Annotated in this window: 2 protein-coding genes; both read left to right on the top strand. The window is 62.6% G+C overall.

Translation table 11 applies throughout. The annotated features are described in order from the left end of the window. Window positions 1-1,710, top strand: a 1,710-nt coding sequence (locus tag EOM25_13970) for a fumarate reductase flavoprotein subunit (protein NCC26281.1), incomplete at its 5' end; no start/stop codon positions are given. 24 nt (window positions 1,711-1,734) lie between these two features. After that, window positions 1,735-2,453 (top strand): fumarate reductase iron-sulfur subunit (locus tag EOM25_13975; protein NCC26282.1); only part of this gene is annotated, 719 nt, incomplete at its 3' end.

Genomic DNA, 2,453 nt, shown 5'->3' on the forward strand with positions numbered 1-2,453 from the left:
GGTGGCATGCAGGCCGCTCTGGGCAATTGCGCCATGGGCGAAGGGGACAATACAGACGTCCATTTCCTGGACACGGTCAAAGGCTCCGACTGGGGCTGCGACCAGGAGGTGGCCCGTCTCTTCGCCGATGCGGCACCCATCGAAATGCGCCGCCTGGCCCATTGGGGCGTACCCTGGAACCGGGTCGTTCCCGGCAAGTCCTTCTACTTCAAGGGCGGAGAAAAATTCGAAAAATTCGAAAAACCCGAGAACGAGGGACTTATCACGGCCCGATCTTTCGGGGGCACAGCCAAATGGCGGACCTGTTACACCTCTGACGGCACCGGCCACGCCGTCATGTGCACCATGGACAACCGCTGCGCCCAGCTGGGTATCAGTGTTTTGGACCGCAAGGAGGCCATCTCCCTCATCCACGATGGCGAGACCTGCCTTGGGGCCGTTGTACGCTGTCTGCGAACTGGCGAGCTCGAAGTTTTCCTGGCCAGGGCCACGGCGGTCTGCACCGGGGGCTTTGGCCGTATCTACAAGGCCACCACCAACGCCGTCATCTGCGACGGGGCCGGCCACATCCTGGCCCATGACACCGGAGTGGTCCCCATCGGCAACCCCGAGGCCATCCAGTTCCATCCCACGGGCATCGTTCCCACCGACATCCTCGTCACCGAAGGTTGCCGGGGCGACGGTGGAACCCTCCTCGACGTCAACGAGGAGCGGTTCATGCAGATATACGAGCCGGAAAAGGCCGAGCTGGCCTCACGCGACGTGGTCTCCCGGCGCATGACCGAGCACATGCGGGCCGGCAAGGGGGTCAAATCAGCCTACGGCGAACACCTCTGGCTGGATATCCGACACCTGGGCGACAAGCACATCTCCACCAAACTCCGGGAAGTGGACGAGATATGCAAACACTTCCTGGGCATCGACCCCCGGGTCCAGCTCATACCTGTTCGTCCCACCCAGCACTACACCATGGCCGGCATCCGGACCAACAGAGACGGGGCCGTCTATGGCATGAAAGGCCTTTTTTCGGCCGGCGAGGCCGCTTGCTGGGACATGCACGGGTTCAACCGCCTGGGCGGGAACTCCCTGGCCGAGACCGTGGTTGCCGGCGGCATCATCGGGACCAAGGTCGTCGAGTTCCTTCAAGGCCATGAGGCCGTCTTCAAGACCGGCCATATCCATGAGGCCTTTACCAGGCAGCAGGCCCGCGTCGAGGCCCTGGTCGGCGGCAAGAACGGCAACGAGAACGTCTACCGGGTTCGGGAGGCCATGCAGGAAGCCCTCATGCGCGGCTGTTTCGTTTTCCGCAACGAAACCGATCTCAAGTCCTGCATCGCCGAACTCCAAGAAATCCTGGACCGTTCCCGACGGGTTGGCCTCAAGTCCACAGGACGTGGCCCCAACCCGGAACTCGGAGCCGCCCTGAAGATCGAAGGCCAGGTTCGACTGGCCCTGTGCATCGCCGTGGCCGCCTTGGAGCGTCGCGAGAGCCGTGGCAGCCACAACCGCGAGGACTATCCCGACCGCAACGACCGCGACTGGCTGAACCGGACCCTGGCTTATTGGCCCGAAGGGGCAGACCTGCCCGTCCTCAAATACGAGGACGCCACTCAGGTCTTCGAGATTCCACCCGGTGACAGAGGCTACGGTGGCGGGACCATCATCCCCGCCGATCCCGACATGGTCGCGGCCAGGACCCTGCAGCGCTAAACCATTCCCTTCGGAGGACCACCCATGGGCCGATTGCTCCAATTCGACATCTTTCGATACAACGCCCAGGAACAGGGTTCCGTGCCCCGCATGCAGACCTATGTCCTGGAAGAAACCGAGAATATGACTCTGTTCATCGCCCTGAACCGGATCCGTGAGGAACAGGACCCCGGTCTCATGTTCGACTTCTGCTGCCGGGCCGGCATCTGCGGATCCTGCGCCATGGTCATCAACGGTCGCCCCGGCCTGGCCTGCCAGACCAAGGCCAAGGACCTGCCCGGACACATCATTCTCCACCCTCTGCCCGTCTTCAAGCTCATCGGCGATCTCTGCGTTGACACCGGCGTCTGGTTCCGGGCCATGTACGCCCGAACCGAATCCTGGATACACACCAGCAAAGAGTTCGACCCCCAGGCTCAGGAAGAGCGCATGGACAACAAAATCGCCGAGGAGATCTACGAGCTCGAACGCTGCATCGAATGCGGCTGCTGCGTGGCCGCCTGCGGCACGGCCCGCATGCGCGAGGACTTTCTCGGTGCGGCCTCCCTGAATCGCATTGCCCGGTTCATGGTCGACCCCCGGGATCAGCGTTCCGATCAGCAGTATTTCGACATCATCGGCAATGACTACGGCATCTTCGGCTGCATGGGCCTTCTGGCCTGCGAGGACGTCTGCCCCAAGAACCTGCCCCTCCAGGACCAGCTGGGTTTTTTGCGGCGCAAGATGGGTATCACCGCCCTACG

The sequence above is a fragment of the Deltaproteobacteria bacterium genome (assembly GCA_009929795.1).
Classification (GTDB): Bacteria; Desulfobacterota; Desulfovibrionia; order Desulfovibrionales; family Desulfomicrobiaceae; genus RZZR01.